This window comes from Rhodoferax sp. (assembly GCF_028688795.1).
Classification (GTDB): Bacteria; Pseudomonadota; Gammaproteobacteria; order Burkholderiales; family Burkholderiaceae_C; genus Rhodoferax.
In genome coordinates, this window is the sequence record NZ_JAQTXM010000034.1 from 1 (window position 1) to 18,727 (window position 18,727).

At 50.6% G+C, this 18,727-nt stretch carries 18 protein-coding genes; 10 read left to right on the forward strand and 8 right to left on the reverse strand.

Annotation, left to right across the window (positions count from 1 at the left end; translation table 11 throughout):
• Window positions 1-111: 111 nt before the first annotated feature.
• Window positions 112-537 carry a CBS domain-containing protein gene (locus PHQ58_RS19575; RefSeq protein WP_300114575.1) on the reverse strand — a complete coding sequence of 142 codons (426 nt, stop codon included), beginning with the start codon at window positions 535-537 and terminating at the stop codon, window positions 112-114.
• A gap of 454 nt (window positions 538-991) precedes the next feature.
• Here PHQ58_RS19575 and PHQ58_RS19580 point away from each other — a divergent pair, with 454 nt between their 5' ends.
• The 3 genes from PHQ58_RS19580 to PHQ58_RS19590 all read left to right on the forward strand — a co-directional run bounded on the left by PHQ58_RS19580 (window position 992) and on the right by PHQ58_RS19590 (window position 3,291).
• Window positions 992-1,735 (forward strand): DNA/RNA non-specific endonuclease, encoded by a 744-nt coding sequence (locus PHQ58_RS19580; protein WP_300114577.1) that lies wholly within the window; start codon window positions 992-994, stop codon window positions 1,733-1,735.
• On the forward strand, window positions 1,728-2,045 hold the full coding sequence (locus tag PHQ58_RS19585) for a DUF6794 domain-containing protein (protein WP_300114579.1): 318 nt from the start codon (window positions 1,728-1,730) through the stop codon (window positions 2,043-2,045). The genes PHQ58_RS19580 and PHQ58_RS19585 overlap by 8 nt, the downstream gene beginning before the upstream one ends.
• A gap of 385 nt (window positions 2,046-2,430) precedes the next feature.
• Window positions 2,431-3,291: an isocitrate lyase/phosphoenolpyruvate mutase family protein gene (locus tag PHQ58_RS19590; RefSeq protein WP_300114580.1), complete on the forward strand. Its 861-nt coding sequence runs from the start codon at window positions 2,431-2,433 to the stop codon at window positions 3,289-3,291.
• Between the two features lie 935 nt (window positions 3,292-4,226).
• Here PHQ58_RS19590 and PHQ58_RS19595 read toward each other — a convergent pair.
• The 3 genes from PHQ58_RS19595 to PHQ58_RS19605 all read right to left on the reverse strand — a co-directional run bounded on the left by PHQ58_RS19595 (window position 4,227) and on the right by PHQ58_RS19605 (window position 8,796).
• Window positions 4,227-5,108 carry a PEP-CTERM sorting domain-containing protein gene (locus PHQ58_RS19595; RefSeq protein ID WP_300114582.1) on the reverse strand — a complete coding sequence of 294 codons (882 nt, stop codon included), beginning with the start codon at window positions 5,106-5,108 and terminating at the stop codon, window positions 4,227-4,229.
• A 698-nt stretch (window positions 5,109-5,806) separates the two neighbouring features.
• Window positions 5,807-7,129 carry an IS110 family transposase gene (locus tag PHQ58_RS19600; RefSeq protein WP_300114584.1) on the reverse strand — a complete coding sequence of 441 codons (1,323 nt, stop codon included), beginning with the start codon at window positions 7,127-7,129 and terminating at the stop codon, window positions 5,807-5,809.
• A gap of 344 nt (window positions 7,130-7,473) precedes the next feature.
• Entirely contained in the window at window positions 7,474-8,796 is a 1,323-nt protein-coding gene (locus tag PHQ58_RS19605; RefSeq protein WP_300114584.1) for an IS110 family transposase, read from the reverse strand.
• 856 nt (window positions 8,797-9,652) lie between these two features.
• Between PHQ58_RS19605 and PHQ58_RS19610 the strand changes: the two genes are divergently transcribed.
• Entirely contained in the window at window positions 9,653-9,985 is a 333-nt protein-coding gene (locus PHQ58_RS19610; RefSeq protein WP_300114586.1) for a DUF3301 domain-containing protein, read from the forward strand.
• Between the two features lie 258 nt (window positions 9,986-10,243).
• Here the strand turns inward: PHQ58_RS19610 and PHQ58_RS23695 are convergent, their stop codons facing one another.
• A complete protein-coding gene (locus tag PHQ58_RS23695; protein ID WP_367187354.1) occupies window positions 10,244-10,726 on the reverse strand; it encodes an excalibur calcium-binding domain-containing protein in 483 nt (160 codons plus the stop codon).
• A gap of 300 nt (window positions 10,727-11,026) precedes the next feature.
• On the opposite strand from PHQ58_RS23695, the gene PHQ58_RS19620 reads away from it, so the two are divergent.
• From PHQ58_RS19620 to PHQ58_RS19640, 5 genes are all read left to right on the forward strand, one after another.
• Window positions 11,027-11,476, forward strand: a complete 450-nt coding sequence (locus tag PHQ58_RS19620; RefSeq protein WP_300114588.1) for a hypothetical protein — start codon at window positions 11,027-11,029, stop codon at window positions 11,474-11,476.
• A gap of 327 nt (window positions 11,477-11,803) precedes the next feature.
• The gene (locus tag PHQ58_RS19625) at window positions 11,804-12,223 is read left to right on the forward strand and encodes a metal-dependent hydrolase (RefSeq protein WP_300114591.1); all 420 of its coding nucleotides are present in this window, start codon (window positions 11,804-11,806) and stop codon (window positions 12,221-12,223) included.
• A 1,128-nt stretch (window positions 12,224-13,351) separates the two neighbouring features.
• Complete coding sequence (locus tag PHQ58_RS19630) at window positions 13,352-14,413, forward strand: hypothetical protein (protein ID WP_300114592.1); 1,062 nt, start codon at window positions 13,352-13,354, stop codon at window positions 14,411-14,413.
• Between the two features lie 303 nt (window positions 14,414-14,716).
• The gene (locus tag PHQ58_RS19635; protein WP_300114593.1) at window positions 14,717-14,953 is read left to right on the forward strand and encodes a hypothetical protein; all 237 of its coding nucleotides are present in this window, start codon (window positions 14,717-14,719) and stop codon (window positions 14,951-14,953) included.
• A gap of 42 nt (window positions 14,954-14,995) precedes the next feature.
• On the forward strand, window positions 14,996-15,331 hold the full coding sequence (locus PHQ58_RS19640; protein WP_300114594.1) for a hypothetical protein: 336 nt from the start codon (window positions 14,996-14,998) through the stop codon (window positions 15,329-15,331).
• 11 nt (window positions 15,332-15,342) lie between these two features.
• Here PHQ58_RS19640 and PHQ58_RS19645 read toward each other — a convergent pair whose 3' ends face one another.
• Complete coding sequence (locus PHQ58_RS19645; protein ID WP_300114595.1) at window positions 15,343-15,696, reverse strand: hypothetical protein; 354 nt, start codon at window positions 15,694-15,696, stop codon at window positions 15,343-15,345.
• A 378-nt stretch (window positions 15,697-16,074) separates the two neighbouring features.
• Complete coding sequence (locus PHQ58_RS19650) at window positions 16,075-16,482, reverse strand: DUF4113 domain-containing protein (RefSeq protein WP_367187355.1); 408 nt, start codon at window positions 16,480-16,482, stop codon at window positions 16,075-16,077.
• Window positions 16,483-17,011: 529 nt separating this feature from the next.
• Between PHQ58_RS19650 and PHQ58_RS19655 the strand changes: the two genes are divergently transcribed.
• Window positions 17,012-18,265 (forward strand): IS110 family transposase, encoded by a 1,254-nt coding sequence (locus PHQ58_RS19655; RefSeq protein ID WP_300114596.1) that lies wholly within the window; start codon window positions 17,012-17,014, stop codon window positions 18,263-18,265.
• 85 nt (window positions 18,266-18,350) lie between these two features.
• Here PHQ58_RS19655 and PHQ58_RS19660 read toward each other — a convergent pair whose 3' ends face one another.
• Window positions 18,351-18,530, reverse strand: a complete 180-nt coding sequence (locus PHQ58_RS19660) for a hypothetical protein (protein WP_300114597.1) — start codon at window positions 18,528-18,530, stop codon at window positions 18,351-18,353.
• Window positions 18,531-18,727: the final 197 nt, after the last annotated feature.

Here is an 18,727-nt window from a genome sequence, read left to right on the forward strand (position 1 = left end):
GCCGCTACGTGGTTTGACCAATAGTGCCGCGCGTTCTTCATGCTCATCTCTCCATCTGGTTTGTGATGGATTGAGCTTGTCTATTTCAGCCGCCAACAACAAGTCTGGGGTTCATGGAGCACTTACGGTCAACTGTGAAATGGTTTGTTCATTGGCAGCAATGATGTCGTCCATGATGTCACGAATAGAGATCAGTCCAAGCACTTTGCCATTGTCGACCACTGGCAAGTGCCGAAATTTCCTGTGGCTCATCAGGCTCATGCAATCACGGGTACCGGTTTGAGGCACAACGGTAATCACGTCACGCGTCATGATCTCGGCAACGGTCATCTCTTTTGAGTTGCGGCCCTGCAAGGCAACCTTGCGGGTGTAGTCGCGTTCCGACACCACGCCCAGTAGTTTGCCGTCCTGCATTACGAGCAAGGCACCCACCTCCAGTTTGGCCAACAACTGCAGCGCTTCAAAAACGCTGACCGTTGGGGCTATTTGGTAAAGCATTGAGTCATGCTTTTTCAGAAGTTCAGAAATTGGTTTCATTGAAGTCCCTGTATATTTCAAAAAAAGGGGAGGGTAGACACTGCCAAAACTGATAAAAGTTGATCCGGCATTTGATGATAAGCCGAAGTGGTTGCCACTGTCGAAACTGACAAAACTACCAATAGTTCAAGCATTCGAGTTTTGTCAGTTTTGACAGTACTGTCATAGTCTCACTGCGAAATTGCGATTTTTAGCCTGTTCGATGCTCAATTGCTGCCTGACGGGCTCTTGGTCGATGCAAGTTATTCACTAGGGACGACTTGACGGCAAGGGCCGGTGAAGCAGTTCTGGACGTCTTTCACTTTGGTTGGTTGGTAAACCTGTGCTGGCACTTCAAAGACCCAGTAGCACTTGATCTGATCCACATAGCTGTTGCTCAGTTAGCAGGTGTAGTTCGAGCGAAAGCCTAGCCCGCGTGTTCTACTTGTCGCTTAAGTTTTCATTGCAATATTTCATGCACTTTCTTTTCCGTTTCGTTCTCAGCGTGTTGTTTTCGACAACGGCCGCCACCAGCTTCGCCACCACTGATTTTTCAGCTTGTCCGCAATTTTTCGCCAAATCCCAACCGCCCAAAGTAGCACCAAATCCCACCAACCGTGCCCTGTGTTACGACGCTTTTGCGATCCTTCATTCAGGCGAGAGCAAGACTGCAGTTTTCGTGGCACAAAAGCTGAATCGTGCATCGGTGGAAGATGCCGATGAAAAGCGGGCTACCAAGTTTTTTGCTGATGCGCGCTTGCCAGAGGCGGAGCGAGCCACGTTGGAGGATTACAAACACAGTGGCTGGTCACGCGGGCACATGGCGCCAGCGGGTGACATGCCGACCGTACAGGCGATGGCTCAAAGTTTTTCGTTGGCCAACATGGTGCCGCAAGCAGCCAAACACAATGGGGGTGCATGGGCCAAAACTGTTGAGCAAGCAACACGAAAATATGCGTCTCGGGCACGTGGGGATGTGTTTGTCATTACTGGCCCAGTTTATGAACCCAGCTTTACTGCAAGTCAAGGCATTGGACCTGGGCAGGTGAGGGTGCCCAAATATCTATTTAAACTTGTCTATGACGAAGACAGGAACCGAGCCTGGGCACATTGGCACCTCAATGACGATTCAACCCGCGGATCCCGACCCATCAGCTACTCGGAGTTGGTCAAACGCACAGGGATAACATTTTTACCGGGGGCACGACCAAATGACTGATCATCAAGACGCATTCCCGACTTCGGTGGAGGCCGCCGTCAGACTGCTTCAGGGTGCTGTACCTGAAAGTGAACAGTCAAAGCTCGTAGCCATGCTGGAAGGTGACTTGATGACGCTCCACTTTGGGCTTGGTCAATGGGTCCAGAACCACCTTGGATTGTGGGGAGTCAACCCCGCGTTGCTTGCTGCCACCGGCGAATCCAACGCGGATGATGCATCTATAGTGATCATTTGTGCGTTCTGGCAGAGACTGCAAGAAGAGACTGCAAGAAGAGACTGCAAGATGATCGACCAAAAATCCACTGATTGAGGTTTACTGCATTCTTGGCGATCAATTTTGGTAGTCGGCTTGGAGAGAGTTGATTGTCCTCAGAAGACCCTTATGTATAGCTATACACAAGGGTCTTTTGGAGCCCGTTGAGTGAAAACGGTCGAAATTTTGGGCGGCTGACTTCAACAGGCTGTCAGGCGTCGTTCACGAACGGCAGCTTGCGGGCTGTCCAATGCGGCTCCAGGCAGAAGCCGTTTGGGCATTTTGCGTCGTGCCACAGATAGTCAGTACTGGTTTCAATTGACTACCGATGAGCATAGTAGTTGAGCCGAAAATCGACTTCACTCTAGCTCAGATGTCAGAATTGGCCGATAGATGCACCGTTTGCTCGCACCGCAGACCAACCAACACGACACAATACGACATGAACACTCAAGAATGTAAAGCTCAAAAATTTTTGGATTTACATACATCTTCGAAACTGTTTGTAATGCCCAATGCTTGGGACGCCGGGAGCGCACGAATGCTCGCTTCTCATGGCTTTCAAGCAATTGGAACCACAAGTGCGGGTATCGCATTTTCAAAGGGGCAACCAGATAGCGAAGGGTCAGTAAGTCGTGCAGAAATGCTTGACTGCATTAAAACGATTGCTCATTCTGTTGCAGTTCCGGTAAGTGCCGACTTGGAAGCAGGTTACGGAGAAAATTCAGACCAAGTAAGCGAAACCATAAGCCTTGCCATAAATGCGGGCATCGTCGGAGGAAACATAGAAGATTTCACTGGCAATGCTGCCCTCCCACTATTCGACGTATCTATGGCTGTCGAAAGAATCCGGGCGGCCCGAAAGGCGGCCGATGATAAAGGCATTCCGTTCACGTTGACGGCTCGCACAGACTGCTATCTCGTTGGAGTTGACAACCCGTTTACTGAATCAGTTCGCAGAGCGAATCTGTATCGGGAGGCTGGGGCAGATTGCCTGTTTATCCCAGGCGCTGCGGAGCCGGAAATAGTTGCTCAGTTGGTGAAGGAAATTGACGGGCCAATCTCAGTTGTTATGGGGTTGAAGGGTAAGACTTTCACGGTCACCCAACTGGAAGATTTGGGCGTTCGGCGCGTCTCAATTGGGGGCAGCCTCGCCCGCGCCACATTCGCACTGATTCGAAAAGCAGCCCTAGAGATAATGCAGCAGGGCACCTTCAAATATGCAAATGACCAAATTCCAGATGCCGAACTCTGTGCATTTTTTTCAAGTGTTCAGAAAGCAGATTCTGACGCCCAGTACTAATCCAAGCGTAGTCCACAGTGTTCAGCGGATGCCCGGAACCACAAACATGACCAACAGCGGCTGGTCGATTGCAGGTGTTACCTGGGACAAAACCGCCGGCACATAGCTGCCAAACTACTTGCAGGCGCCAAAGTCGGGTGTCAGGCGGGCAAGTTCAATTTCTGTAGACCCGCTGCAGTCCTGTCTCATTGTTGCCTGTGGCCAATGTCAGCAATGCGGATCGGACACCGCTAATTGAATGACAGCTTTATGGAACCTCGGCAGTGAAAATCTTTCTGCTGCCCGAAAGCCGGCACCCATGAGTACCCGCAACTGGTCGGGGGGGGTCCCGAGGTCGCTGAAATCAACGCCACTTTGCTGACCGACGATATGTATAGGCGAATGACCGGTCTAGAGAAGGCAGTTCTGAAAGTTGATGGTCGGCTAAGGGTCGGGTTTGTGTCTTAAAGAGTCATGAGCCTGGGTGCCGGGCATTTTTTCGGGCAGCCGGCAGGCCAAGACCCATACCTGCCGCACACGGGATACGCATGAAACCCACCGATAAGTGGGAAAGCTGACCTTCAATTTTGCCGGAAGCAGTCGCTCACCGGCAGTGCAAAAAACTTGGAAGCTGTCAACCAAACGAGGTTGCCAGTGGTCTTACCTGTCCGGCTCTTGAGCAGCGATACCAGTCATAGGATTTGCGATCGTGGCAGTCTTGTAAAGACCCTTAACCGAAATTAAACTTGTTGATCTGCCTGCCAGATAGCCACAACGGACGGCAAAATCGGGCTTGCATCAATTGACACGACGTTCGTTATTGTGCCGCGCGGGTTGCACCCGCCCTACGGAGCTGGGTCAATTCGGAGCCAGCGCCAACACGCTTGCCCCTGAATGATAGGGCAGAGTCAGCGCCTGCAGAGCGGTGGGTGAAGATCGTTGGGTAGCAAATAACGCTAAACACGAGATGTGGAGACATTGCCTGCAAGGTCACCAGTCTTTTGTACACGCGCACGACGACCGTTGAACACAAGAATCAACAAGAAGCCAATTGCTAACAATGTTAATGTGCCTGGCTCTGGTACGCTTGAGTAGTCAGTCGTTATGACAGGTCCGACTACTGTGGGAGAAATGCATAGCCCATCCGGAGCTATTGTATCGCCCTGATTGCACCCGCCGAATTGATTGTATCTCGCACCTCCGGACGGAGCAAATGATCCAGCTTGGGTCAACTTCGTTAATCCTGATGCTGAATCAACGGAAAAGCTCAGTGCAGGGAACGTCGCCGTTATGGATTCAAGAGTTGTTATTGACGTAGTGTTAGCTAGCCGTCTCTCTGTCGTATAGTAAGTGTAAACATCAAAACCATTACTAGGCGCAGTGTAACAAATCGTAAAAGGATAGTAGGGAACGGGGGTGCAATAAGTTATAGGTTGTTTCGGTACCAAAATAACGTGAGGGGTCGAAACGTTTTCGAACAGAGAGTATTTAGTTGTGACCGAAGCGTCGGCTGTAAATGTCGGATCGTAGGTGCCAGCCTGTGAATATGTGAATGGTGCAGAGAAATAAGGACCCAAGCCACTTGAGCCATCATAAGTTCCGCTTGCGGTCTGACCATCGCCTGACGAAAACGAATAGGAAATTGAGTCGAAATTTTGCGCGGTCGGTACCCAACCAAGCAAGGGATTGACTCCTGCGAACAGATTAGCTGATAGCGTGACTGGTTGTCCAGGCGCTGTTGGTAGGAGGATGTTTGTATGGGCCACCAATGTAGCTTGGGCATTGATCCCAACACTACTTAAAACCAACATTAAAATCACAGAAGAAAAGTATTTCACCGAATCACCATCTATCCTGAATATTGCATAAAAAAGGCAAGAATTGCCCTAAGTGATTGAGAGAATGAGAGTTATCTAATTAAGTTGTTGGGGCTCGCAAATGTTGAGCCAGCAGACAAGAGGCCTAAAGCCAAGAAAATTCTTTTGATCACTGAGTAGGCCCTGAAAGGTTTGGACTAATAAAAAACTCTGGGAAAACCGCGACGCATACCCCGCAGCTAAGCAAGCAATTTTCGGGCCATTAGTCAAATTATTTGACAAAATTCAATAAAATCAACGGCTCGTGCCGCATATTACATCTGACGGTTAGATTTGAAAATTAAATATGTCAACAAATCCGACACTGTTATAGAATTTTCCAAGCCAATGTGATGCACCTGAAGCAAAAAATGAAAACCCAAGGCAGCAATGATGGGAAATTCCTGACCATGAGTGTATGAATGATGGAACAAACTATTTAGGCAGTCTCCCACGACAGTCCATAGTGCTAAAGGTCTTGGATAGTCTGTTTGATCAAGTCAAAGAATCAAATCCGCTGGAAGTCCGCTTACGCTGCCGTGCCGTCCGCCACGAAGAGAAATCGAAGGCGGCCCCACGTATGGCGGCTTCCCCCTAGATTCGGTGGTTGAAACCCGATGAAATTGGACCCGCATCGGCAAGGTCAGCTCACAAGAAACAAAACCTGCTGACTGAAATTTTCAGACTCCAGCTATAGCCGGAGCGATTACGAACCCCAGTGCCGTGGCACGACGTTTGAGAGCGGCGACACTGCGCTGAAGCTGCTGCTCTTCGTAGCGCTGCTGCCCTTGATCTACGAAGGCTTCACCGCGCGTCATCATGAAGTACACCATGCGTGCAAGCTTGTGTGCCACCGCCGTGTTGGCGCTAGGTTTGTCCATGCGGGCGCACAGCCGTCGGTAGAACGCGCCCAAGGCAGAGTCACAGTGCGACAAACTCATCGCCGCCACTTTTAGAGCTTGTCGCACCCGGTTGACCGAGCGCTTGGTCTTGGCTGATAGCACCTTGCCCCCGCTGATTTTGGTGCCTGGGCACAGTCCCAGCCATGAACAGAAGTGCTTGACAGTTGGAAAGCGACTCAAATCCGGGCCGATTTCTGTGAGTATCTTCGTCACTGCCGCCAAGCCAAGGCCGTTGATGCGGGTGAGGTCAACACCGGCCCAGTTGGCCAGTACCTGGCGCATGTCATATTCTTTGCGCTGTTTGCTGCCCGCACGCGGTGTCTTGCCCAGATCAATGCTCTTTTGGCCCAAATTTTTCAGTCCGGCGTTGAGCTTGGTATCGCAGTCAGCCAGGTGGCGTGCGATGTCGTCATACATCCCCAGCGACTGACGCAATACAAACAGGTGCTCTTCGCGCCAGTTACCGGTTAAGGCTTTGATGATTTCCTCAGTGCTGGCTTTGACACGGCTGTCCCGATGACGTGCCAGTGCCTTGGGGTCGCGCTCACCCGCCACAATGCTGCGGATGATCAATTCGCCCGTCCGGCCCATGACGTCGCTGAGGACTTCGGTGAGCTGGATGTTCATCTGTACCAGTGCCTTTTGCATGCGCTGTACCCAACTGGCTTGCTCTGCGACCAAAATGTCGCGCTGACGCGCCACGGCGCGCAATTCACACACCTCAACGTCGGGGCGAAATGCAGCGCGCAAAAAGCCCAGGCTCATGAGCTTTTGCAGCCACTGGCAGTCTTGCACATCACTTTTGCGTCCGGGCACGTACTTCATTTGTCGCGCATCGACCAGCCAGACGTTGAGTCCTCGCTGCTCGAGCACTTCAAATACGGGGATCCAGTACACACCGGTAGATTCCAGTGCCACCGTATCGACACCAGACGCGATCAGCCAGGTCGCCATCGCGTTCAAGTCATCCGTCATCGCACCAAACTCGCGTACCGGCTCAGGGCTTGATCGTGCGGGAACGGCCACCCAGTGGCTTGATCCACCCACATCAATTCCTGCAGCGTTGGGAAATACCTCGTCTTCTCTCTTGCGAACTGCCATGTCATCCTCCAAAATAGTCGATGAATGGCAGCGCCATGGGAAGCGTCGAATTTGACTCAATCTCACAAACGGGATGCACATCGCTGCGCTCACCAATGTCGCCGACGATTCCCGGACCATGCTATGGGGCGGGCTTACCCAACTGTGGCAGTAACCACTGTGAGCTCACACCAATGCTGTGTCGGTCATGTCGGCGCTGCCATTCACCTTTTTAGCGCAAATTTGCGCAGGTCGCATGGTGGCGTAACAACAGCACTGCCATAGCCCCTAGTTTCTTTGAGAACGCCTGGCCCGCGTGCGGGGTTGGGATGCTCACAAGAAACAAAACCTGCTGACTGAAATTTTCAGACTCCAGCTATAGCCGGAGCGATTACGAACCCCAGTGCCGTGGCACGACGTTTGAGAGCGGCGACACTGCGCTGAAGCTGCTGCTCTTCGTAGCGCTGCTGCCCTTGATCTACGAAGGCTTCACCGCGCGTCATCATGAAGTACACCATGCGTGCAAGCTTGTGTGCCACCGCCGTGTTGGCGCTAGGTTTGTCCATGCGGGCGCACAGCCGTCGGTAGAACGCGCCCAAGGCAGAGTCACAGTGCGACAAACTCATCGCCGCCACTTTTAGAGCTTGTCGCACCCGGTTGACCGAGCGCTTGGTCTTGGCTGATAGCACCTTGCCCCCGCTGATTTTGGTGCCTGGGCACAGTCCCAGCCATGAACAGAAGTGCTTGACAGTTGGAAAGCGACTCAAATCCGGGCCGATTTCTGTGAGTATCTTCGTCACTGCCGCCAAGCCAAGGCCGTTGATGCGGGTGAGGTCAACACCGGCCCAGTTGGCCAGTACCTGGCGCATGTCATATTCTTTGCGCTGTTTGCTGCCCGCACGCGGTGTCTTGCCCAGATCAATGCTCTTTTGGCCCAAATTTTTCAGTCCGGCGTTGAGCTTGGTATCGCAGTCAGCCAGGTGGCGTGCGATGTCGTCATACATCCCCAGCGACTGACGCAATACAAACAGGTGCTCTTCGCGCCAGTTACCGGTTAAGGCTTTGATGATTTCCTCAGTGCTGGCTTTGACACGGCTGTCCCGATGACGTGCCAGTGCCTTGGGGTCGCGCTCACCCGCCACAATGCTGCGGATGATCAATTCGCCCGTCCGGCCCATGACGTCGCTGAGGACTTCGGTGAGCTGGATGTTCATCTGTACCAGTGCCTTTTGCATGCGCTGTACCCAACTGGCTTGCTCTGCGACCAAAATGTCGCGCTGACGCGCCACGGCGCGCAATTCACACACCTCAACGTCGGGGCGAAATGCAGCGCGCAAAAAGCCCAGGCTCATGAGCTTTTGCAGCCACTGGCAGTCTTGCACATCACTTTTGCGTCCGGGCACGTACTTCATTTGTCGCGCATCGACCAGCCAGACGTTGAGTCCTCGCTGCTCGAGCACTTCAAATACGGGGATCCAGTACACACCGGTAGATTCCAGTGCCACCGTATCGACACCAGACGCGATCAGCCAGGTCGCCATCGCGTTCAAGTCATCCGTCATCGCACCAAACTCGCGTACCGGCTCAGGGCTTGATCGTGCGGGAACGGCCACCCAGTGGCTTGATCCACCCACATCAATTCCTGCAGCGTTGGGAAATACCTCGTCTTCTCTCTTGCGAACTGCCATGTCATCCTCCAAAATAGTCGATGAATGGCAGCGCCATGGGAAGCGTCGAATTTGACTCAATCTCACAAACGGGATGCACATCGCTGCGCTCACCAATGTCGCCGACGATTCCCGGACCATGCTATGGGGCGGGCTTACCCAACTGTGGCAGTAACCACTGTGAGCTCACACCAATGCTGTGTCGGTCATGTCGGCGCTGCCATTCACCTTTTTAGCGCAAATTTGCGCAGGTCGCATGGTGGCGTAACAACAGCACTGCCATAGCCCCTAGTTTCTTTGAGAACGCCTGGCCCGCGTGCGGGGTTGGGATGCTATGGAGAAAACTGTTCGATTTTCGTCTTCGCCGCGAACGACCGGAATCGCTGCTCAAGAGTCTGTCGACTGAGAAAACTGGCGTCCAGAGTTGAGCGACAGCTTCCGAGTTCCTGGGATCGACGAATGCCCAAACTGGACCAGCACTGGCAATGACCGCTCAGGAGAACCTGACAGAAATTCCTGGCACGCGGTGAGCGACTCTTTACGCTGCCATGCGGGTCTACGATTTACTAGATATCTGCCTCTTAGACGTTCGAGAACAAGCTGCAAACGATGTTTGCGTCGTAAGGGCAACAATGAATCCGCAGAAAATGGCAGCATCGGGCAGTTTCTTTGGGCAAGTGTTACTCTCCAACAAACATGATCGGCCAGATGGGCCAAAAATTCATCTCGGTTCACGTGTGTTTGTTTCTGCGAGTACAACGATTGGCTATCGCAGCGGGGAAAATTGCAATGCCAATCTACCCAAATATCAGCTACCCGTGGCTGCCTTGATCTTTAACCTGTAGCCATTAAGGCGGCAGGCTCACCCTTTTTTATCATGTCATGGTTTGAAATCATCAGCGTAGTCATTCTGGGAGTTCTTTTTTGGCTATGGTTCGACAGTACCCGTGTCCACGAGATCGCAGTGGAGCGCGCCCGCAGCCAATGTCATGTGAATGAGGTGCAATTCCTTGACGATACTGTCGCCCTCGCGAATATCAAACCGGTACGAGATGAAGACGGACGCCGCATACTCAAACGCACCTACACTTTTGAGTACAGTGACACTGGGAATAATCGACAGTCAGGCAGCATCGTCATGCTTGGCCGGGAAGTTCAGTTCCTGAGTATCAGCCCGCGACTGGACGGCGCAGACATCACCCTGCATTGAATAAATTGGTAATGAAATTGTTCGTCTGGTCCGGTTTCATGGTTGGCAGGTCACTCAGGGCGGTGAGGGAGAGGTGAAAATGGTGCTGTCGAAGGTGCTTTTCAACAGTCCACAAATCAAAGTCCGACAAACGCATGGGAAAGTGAACTGACGAACTGTCATATTGGACTTCACTACAGTTGCCTGATCGTGGGCGACAGCAAACGCTGCTCAAGTGAAGTACGCCACTCTCCACCCATTACCGAATTTCAACTTTGACTACTTATTGCACAGTTGATTTTCACAGGGTATTCCATCCCCGTCTCCGTCAATCTTGACTCCTGGGCAGTGACTCAGGAAGAACTTCGCTTCTGGGCACGAAGTCATTTGGGAGCAGTGAATGCGACCATCACATTTGAACGAATCGATTGGTGATGCAGTTGGTGCGACAGTGGCTTGAGGACGTACTTTTTTTCCCGAAGAACTCGACCAAGTGCCACCAGTGGTCGTTGATGGTTCCCCTTCCGGGGCATTCGTTGATGAGACTGGGGGCCTGATGCCACCTTGACTCAGCTTTTTCTGGCGATCGGCATTTAGTTTTTCGACAGTTGGAGCAGCACTTCTCTTACTTGATGGGCATGGAACACTCTGATAGGTTACTGAACCTTCGATGGCACACTTGAACACCGGAGCTGCAGCTTCAAGAGCGAGTGGTGCTATCAAGACAGCAATCACGACGGCTAGCGAAGAAGTCTTGAACATAAACGAAGTATGCTTTGAATCAAATTAGTAAGTGGCAGATGCCTGCAATTCCATCGGATGGCCTTATCTGGACAAACGGCTATTTTCACACCATTGCAAAAGCTGTTGGTAACTCGGTTGGGGGGAGAGCGTCAGTGTTGCTGGTCCAAATATTTCGAAATTGCAGCCGTCCAATTATGAAGGTCAGATTCAGAGAAAAGTGGTGGACTCCGTATGGCTGTTTCGTTCAGACTTTTCCAGCAGACAGGTTACCGATGGCATCTCCCCTTACCATTAAACCTTTTTTGAGGTTTGGAAGTGATGGCGATTGATTCAAAAATGTCAGAAATCATGAAGAATTTGGCAATGCTGTGTTTTCGAGACACCAAAACTGTGCCATCTTCGGAAGCCGTACATGCATCACTTTTATTAGCAAATGTTGCCTGGAACAGAGCTTTGGGTCGTGAAGTTCCAGACTATGAAGATCTATTAATGGTCTTCACTCGCTCAAAGCCAGAGCTCTGGTCAGAGCTTCGATCGGGTAAAACGGAGGCACTCATCGAGTCCATGTGCATGGCAAAGGAACAACTTTATCCAATGGACCGTCGAGTCGTTTTAATTTGCGGAATGCGTGAAAGCAATATTCGCGTCGAGTGGTGCGATGAAAAAGATTACCCTGAGGCATCAGCGCTCGCAAAGATGAGAATTGCCGCACTGTCAGAGCAATACGCGGTACCGTTGCAGCACTCGAAAAATAACAAAAAAAAGTAACCAGTCGGCACCCCGAAAAGCTGGGTAGTCAGATAGCGGGAACTGGCGTTTGTCATCGCTCGCCGCATTTGAAGGTTTACGCTTCCATTACGGTTGCAAGCTTTTCAATGTCGCTTTGTTTGGAGAAATTTAGATTTCAGACGACATTCAGCTACCATTCAGCGCGTCCTCGTGCAAGCCGATTTTTAAATCAATCGGAGCATTGTGTGAAGTGTCAGGAGATTGAACTTGCCTTTCACGCCTTTCCATATGGGGGTTGCGATTTTCGCCAAGCCTGGGCTGAATCAAAACTGAAGCTTGATCACTTTCGGAATTGCTCAGGTTTCCATGGATATTGAACCAGGCGTTGGTATGCTAACCGGCGCGGACGTTCTTCACGGACACTCACACACTATTCTTGGCGCAATCGCCATTGCATTCTTAGTCAGGCTTGTTGCCCCAGGCATTTGCAAATTTTTGTTGAGAAATTGGAACAACGAGGTCATTCACCATAAGCTGTCATGGCTCGCACAATCCGACACGCCCTCCAGGACTGCCATGACTGCAAGTGCTTTTTTCGGCACCTTGAGCCATGTTGTCCTTGACAGCCTGATTCACCACGACATTCAGCCCTTGTTCCCGTTTTCAAATGGAAATCCATTGATGGGTCTGGTGAGTCACGACGGTGTGTATCAACTGTGTGCAATTGCCGGTGTTTTGGGGACTATCGCATGCGTGGCGATGCAATGGTTTCTCCGTCCCGCATAGCGGCGTCTATGTGTTCCAAGTATTAATTTTTGCAACATCGAATGTTAATATCATTCACATTGGCAGCTACTAAATTTTTATTTAGTGTGTGTTTTTTTTACCGTCAGCCACATAATTTTCTTCCGACGCATGCACTGATCGACTCATAAATTCTGCTTTAAAACTGAAACAACTGTTGCAGCAGTGTGTGCCGACTGTACAGAAGATGTGTTCCGCATTACATGAACAGGTGCAACGTCAGATGACGCCACATCAACACGTCTACATCAATGCAGGCACAAGCGCTATCGCTAAAACATACGATGTGCCAATGCCGCGTATCAAAAATATGACGTGTACGAATCTCCACAAGATGTCGTCGCCGTTGATTTTAATACAGCATCTGCAATAAAATTTTCTGCTGTCAGAGATCGTTTTGATATCGCGTCGCCATCAACTTGACACGCTTCCTTTGCTGGATTGAAAGCTACAGACATCTGTATCATGGATGATTTTCCGTAACACACCAGATATCGATTGAGCACATTGACCACGCAATTACCAAAACATGTAAGGCTACAACACAATGCAGTCGTAATCATTAATCGATGATGACAGTCTGTATTTTTAATGTTGGTCGAGTGTTGGACGAGTGTTGGACGAGTGTTGAACGAGTGTTCTTAGACTGCGTTTTTTCTACGAATAAATTATCAATGGATGATCATCTGTGTGCATTGGATGCATCTAACGTAAGCACATGTACGTTGATTTTTTTTAAAACTTCTCCACAATTTGTAGATAAACACTCATTAGATGAGCGACATCAAACAGTAAACGAAGTGTTTTTTGCCACTAAATTGACGTGAAGACCAATTTTGCAATCAATGTTTTTTGGTGTTTTCCTTTGTCAAGTGCACAAAATTTCGGTTAAAAATCTGCTTTTTTATCCTTTATTTGTTCATTTGAATTCCAGTAAAATTTCATTTGTCAATCAAATTCTTTGTCATTTGTCAACCAAAAGATTGTTCATTTGTCAATTCAAATAATGTTGAAAAAAAGTGGGGTAACTAGGTGATGTACATTAAATGGTCAAATCTTGACAGTTTGAAATCGACATCTTTTGTGGATGCATGTCAACCTGAGGAAAAGATGGAATTATCAAAGCCAAATCGGGCACATTCTACAGAAGCTGCCTACATCGCTAACTCGAAATATTTGGTGGAGAAAATTAGGCGTGACAACAATAAGACATCGATCGATGAAATCACTTGCGAAGAAATCCTTCATCATATATCTTTACTTCGACAGGTGTACAGAGTAGACGCATGGAGATTTGCCAAGGCAAGCATAGTAAATTTGTTTGAACGGGCACTCACTTATCTTGACCTTATCGCAGATAGTCAGAACGATCTCATTTCAGAAGAGGCGATCAATGAAGAGCTGAATGAACTTGAGGGCTCAATTTTTCATTTAAAAAAATTCAAATGGTCCGACGCAAGCACAAACGTCGGCAAGAGCGCTGCACAGCGTTCAAAAGAGTTGCCAGAGAAAAATGGTAGTGGTAAACAGAAGTTAGTCAATGCAGATTTTTTGTTTCGAATTGAACAGTACATAAAAGAGGGCAGAAGCATTTGGCAACATCGGGGATTAAAAATGTGCATTGCAATTCTGTACACGGGATTGCGTCCGTGTGAGTGGGAACATGCGCGCATTGAAGAAGACGAATCAAAATTTCAGCTTGTCATCCCTGATTTTAAAAATCAGACGGGAGGTGAACGCACTGTGAGTAGAAAAATATTGATCACTGGTGCTGATGCATGTGACGCCGTCCGCCAACAAGTCGAATCAATCAATCAGTGGAAAAAAGAAGTTGGTTTTGAAAATTCTGGAATAGACTTCAACAAAAAATATCTTGCGCTGAGTTCAAATGGTTTTCGTGTTGCGCAGATTCAGCTATTTGGTGAAAATAAGGGCGTCACACCCTACAGCTTTCGGTACCAATGTGCTTCAAATGTTAAAGCTGCTGGATATTCAGTAGTCGTACAGTCTAAATTTCTTGGAAAAAAAAATAAAGGTCAAGCATCGAGCAAAGTTGTCATTGGGCAGTCAACGCCACGCTCAAGAAAGAAGGCTGCAACCGTAGCAAAAATTCCGACTGGTTATGCCAAAAAGTTCATGCAACCAGTGGTCGGATTAGCAATATCGGATTGAAGAAATGATGGCGTTTGTGATGATGTTGTCTGTGCCAACAGACAGTCTGATGGTAGTGAACCATTCGATGAGACCAGTCAAAGCACACACGTGGTAACCATGTGGACCGTAAATGTATTCAGCCACACGCACTTTATGGAGGTCTTAAAAGCAGCAATGTGGCGGATTGCGTCATGTGGACATACCGGACATGGATTCATTGAACAGTCACACGCTGCAGATAAAATATGAATCATTGAACTATATTGCTGCCCAACTTTTAGTTGAGTGAGCCCAAGCGCATCAAAAATTTACAGGTTTCTAATGACAATTGACAATACTCAAAGGGCCGTCTTGACAATTGGCGCACTGACTCAGTTGGCACTTTTGAGACGCAATACCAATCTTGATGACGCATCCGGGATGGTCTCTGTGGAGTTTCTGGAGCGCCTTGTCATCAGTGGCTCTGTGTCTGAGCGCGATGAAATCCTTAAAATTTTCAGAAAAACCGAGTCGATTGACTCAATTCTGGCCTCAAGACGGATTCCTGAAATTGCGTAGGCGGCATCTAAAGCCCTTGGAAAACTCCACTGAATACAACGAATGATGACGACAACGCATACAAAGACGCATTGGTCAGGTGCGCCCCTTGGACTTTGGTATAGATGGCGAGGTTATGCGGTTCGATGGATATTGTTTGGATTGGCAGTCAGCGTATTTCAACCGGTCGTTGATAACCTCGACCAACTTTGGCAACAAAAGGTTAATCAAGCTTTGGCTGGTTTGCTTTTTGGCGCTGCATGCACTGTCGTATTCACTCCTGCGGAAAATGCATTCAATACGCCACGGGTTAAATGGAAAACATGGGCTTTAGTGATAGCAACTTGGCTGATAGTCAAGGTCACTTTTGTCAGTACGATTGCTTTGACTGGCCAGTAACTCAGCCTACCTTAATCTTTGGGACTTTCGGTTCGCACCACAACCTCGCTGCTGAACAACGCTATGGCGGTATCGGCCACTTTCTGCGTGTCATAGTATGCGTAGGCTCCGACACCCATGGCGCCAACCAAGGGTGCGTAACGCGCGATTGCCTTGCCGACACTGCGCTGACCGACTTTGATGCCAATCTTTGTTGCCAAGCTTCGCATCATGCGCAAGCTCATCGGGAGCACCAGGTATCGTCCTCCTTCGCGCACGATGACATCACGCAACAATTGGGCAGCAGAGTGTTTGAAAAGGCAGAACACCATCTGTTCTTGGGTCAATGTTCCCGTCTTGCCGTATGTCGCCGCAATATCGGACACCATCTGTACCTGAACTTTCCAAACCCCAACCAAGTCTGGCAGTAAAGTTATCATGCCCAGGGGTCCGGGGGCAATCCACCGAACTTATGAATAGCTGACGAGTGTGTTTTTGGCCGCAATGCCAGCGGCCAACATGCTTGCCAGTGCCGATCTATTCATAACTGGGCGCTCTGCATAAAGACCCGTTGCCGCTGGTCACGACAGGCAGCTTACGGGTTGCCAAATTTATTACCCGTCAGAAGCCGTTCGTGGCGGACTTCAACGTGCCCGGACCAGTTCGTCAATTGAGTTTGGCTTGTACACAGCAATCGCTGTGCAACAGAAGTACAGTTCCATTGCCGACTTTCAACGTTGACGCTTAACCTCCTTACCTATGCCCTAGCTACTGGCGTCCGCCCAACAGGTGGTGTACCCTGGCGTTCGGCGTTCCTGCTTCATCGACCAAACACGGCGTTCTCCGGCCAGTCCGGCACTGGCCATTAGTACCGTACCTCGGCCATAGCGCTGGTTCAGTTTATCGAGGGCTGACATTAAAAGCGTGCGGTCCGGTCCCTCTTCATTTTCCAGCGCCAACTCTCCTTGCTGCACCGTGTCGGGCTGCAGCTCCTGCATCATGACTCCGGCCTTGGCCAGTTTAAAACCTGGCCGGTAGATTGAACGCAAACCGACAAGTGCTGCCGCCACCAGAACCGCCGTGTCAGCCGTTGGGCGTCGCAATGGTAAGCAAGTGGAGCGGCTGTATTGAGCGTCCGGGCGAAACGGGCTGGTTCGAATAAAGACCAGTATTTATCCGGCCAGACGTCCTTGCTTGCGCAATTTGGTGGCCGCCAGACTGGCGAATTCGGTTATTGCTTTCGCTAATCCACCAGTTCTGTCACGAGGTGGCCAAACGAACGGGTACAGGCAATCTCTTGCTTTGGCGGTGGTGCATGCTACAGCTCAATGCACGGCATGCCCTGGAACTCACTCACCGTGTGCTCCAGCACCACGCCCCAGCGGTTGCGCACCATTGCCGGGTCTAACTGTCATGCATCGAGTGAGCAGCACCCCCGATGATGAAAGACACTGTGAGGGTGTGCAGTCGCGCAGAGGCTGAGGTCGTGAAAATCTTTGATGGTTTGCGACCGCGAAATCTAACTCGACCCGCAGCCATTCACTCGTACCCCGGATTGCTTGGCGCCACTTCTTGCGAGGTGGTGGACAGCGCACGTTAAAAAGAGCCGTCGGGCTTTGTCCTGATAGGCCGTTGAATGGCAGTGCCCCTGGGCGACAACACGCATGGAAGTGTAGTGTTTATCGTCAAAGGAGAACTGTGATGGAACTCAAACCGATCTACCGGCGCGTGATTGGCTTGGACATTCACCAAGCCAAGATCAGCGCCTGCGCAGTGCGTGAACAAAGCGATGGATCAGTGATCGTGGAGATGCAGGAGTTTGGTGGTTTCAAGCGTGACCGGCGAGCGCTGGCCCAATGGACCAAGTCGTTTGACCCCGAGATTGTCGTGATGGAGAGTACCGGCATTTACTGGAAAAGCCCGTATGCAGCCTTGGAGAGCGTGGGCATTGTCGCCTGGGTTGTCAACGCCCGCCACGTCAAGACCGTGCCCGGGCGCAAGACGGATGTGGCCGATGCCCAGTGGCTTGCCACCTTGGCGCGTGCCGGTCTGCTGCGCGGCTCATTTATCCCCCCAGCACACATCCGTCACTTGCGACTGATTGCCCGCCAGCGCCAAAAGCTCGGCGGCATGCTCGCCAGCGAGAAAAACCGGCTGCACAAAATCCTGTCCGATGCGGGCATCCGCCTGGGCGTTTTGGTGTCGGACATTCACGGTCAAGCTGCACGCGCCATGGTTAAAGCGATCATTTCTGGTAAACCAATGGCCCGTGTTCTCGATCTTGCTGGTCGCCTGCGCGCGAGTCGCTCGGAGTTGTTTGAAGCCCTGCAACCCGAGGAACTCAGCGACGCCCATCTGTTTGTGCTGACTGAGATCATGGGGCACATTGAGGACTTGGAGGCGCGCATGGGTCGCTTCGAGCATGCGTTGCTGCAAGGTTTGTCTGCCTGGCAACCTCAGTTGACCCTGCTGCAGACCATCCCCGGCATCGACCAAATGGGTGCAGCCATGCTGCTGGTGGAGATCAGTGCCGACATGGACAGCTTTGGCAGCGCCGAGAAACTGGCCTCTTGGGTGGGCATTTGTCCGGGCAACAACGAGAGCGCCGGTAAACGTAAGAGTGGCAAAACCCGCAAGGGCAATGCCTGGGTCAGGCGGTTGTTATGCGAGTTCGCCCAAGCCGCCAGCCGAAGTCGTTGTGCCTTGAAGGACAAGTTTGTGGCTCTGAGCATTCGCAAGGGGCACAAGAAGTCAATCGTGGCGCTGGCGCACAAGATGCTGCGCATCATCTTTGCCATGCTTAAAGACAATAAGCCGTATCGCGACTTGGCAGTCGATTACGAGGCGTTGAGTGTCCAGAAAAACGCACCACGCTGGCTGAAGATGCTCAAGAAATACGGATTCTTGCCCACCACCGAAACTACTGCGACAACTTCAGCAGCATTTGCCGCTTGATGGTCTCGTAGCTGTTTACCTTCTACTTCGTGGCGGTTTGGCCAACCTCAGGCCAGGGTGAGTCGCGCCTTGTGAGTGGTGTCTTTCACGTTAACCGAGCCAAGTCCAGCACGGTGTGGATGCCCGTCAGCCCATCCGTATCCATGCCATTGCGCGCTTCAGGCAGCATCCGCAATGCCAGCCACACCAGATGCACTGCGGTTTGCCTCAATGAATAGCGAGTAAAGCCCGTCTCACGATGCCGCTGCTGAGTCTGTGGTGCCACAAAAATACTCTCGAATATGGCCGGTCTCCTCAAAGTGAAACCTGCAGCTCATTACGATAATTATGTGGCGTCAATCAACCCTTCCAGAATCAGTGTTATCTCTGTATTACCGGTCAGCAACAAATAAATTTGACGGCAACAATTTCATTGAACACACACAAAATCGCGGGCCGTTATTTGACAGAAGGCAACAGTAA

Excerpts from the sequence above, each read along its gene's own strand:
- PHQ58_RS19580 (WP_300114577.1), top strand. The coding sequence starts at position 992 with ATGCACTTTCTTTTCCGTTTCGTTCTCAGCGTGTTGTTTTCGACAACG.
- PHQ58_RS19630 (WP_300114592.1), top strand. The coding sequence starts at position 13,352 with ATGGAATTATCAAAGCCAAATCGGGCACATTCTACAGAAGCTGCCTAC.
- PHQ58_RS19640 (WP_300114594.1), top strand. The coding sequence starts at position 14,996 with ATGATGACGACAACGCATACAAAGACGCATTGGTCAGGTGCGCCCCTT.
- PHQ58_RS19600 (WP_300114584.1), bottom strand. The coding sequence starts at position 7,129 with ATGGCAGTTCGCAAGAGAGAAGACGAGGTATTTCCCAACGCTGCAGGA.
- PHQ58_RS19610 (WP_300114586.1), top strand. The coding sequence starts at position 9,653 with ATGTCATGGTTTGAAATCATCAGCGTAGTCATTCTGGGAGTTCTTTTT.
- PHQ58_RS19635 (WP_300114593.1), top strand. The coding sequence starts at position 14,717 with ATGACAATTGACAATACTCAAAGGGCCGTCTTGACAATTGGCGCACTG.
- PHQ58_RS19655 (WP_300114596.1), top strand. The coding sequence starts at position 17,012 with ATGGAACTCAAACCGATCTACCGGCGCGTGATTGGCTTGGACATTCAC.
- PHQ58_RS19605 (WP_300114584.1), bottom strand. The coding sequence starts at position 8,796 with ATGGCAGTTCGCAAGAGAGAAGACGAGGTATTTCCCAACGCTGCAGGA.
- PHQ58_RS19575 (WP_300114575.1), bottom strand. The coding sequence starts at position 537 with ATGAAACCAATTTCTGAACTTCTGAAAAAGCATGACTCAATGCTTTAC.
- PHQ58_RS23695 (WP_367187354.1), bottom strand. The coding sequence starts at position 10,726 with ATGTTCAAGACTTCTTCGCTAGCCGTCGTGATTGCTGTCTTGATAGCA.
- PHQ58_RS19620 (WP_300114588.1), top strand. The coding sequence starts at position 11,027 with ATGGCGATTGATTCAAAAATGTCAGAAATCATGAAGAATTTGGCAATG.
- PHQ58_RS19585 (WP_300114579.1), top strand. The coding sequence starts at position 1,728 with ATGACTGATCATCAAGACGCATTCCCGACTTCGGTGGAGGCCGCCGTC.
- PHQ58_RS19590 (WP_300114580.1), top strand. The coding sequence starts at position 2,431 with ATGAACACTCAAGAATGTAAAGCTCAAAAATTTTTGGATTTACATACA.
- PHQ58_RS19625 (WP_300114591.1), top strand. The coding sequence starts at position 11,804 with ATGGATATTGAACCAGGCGTTGGTATGCTAACCGGCGCGGACGTTCTT.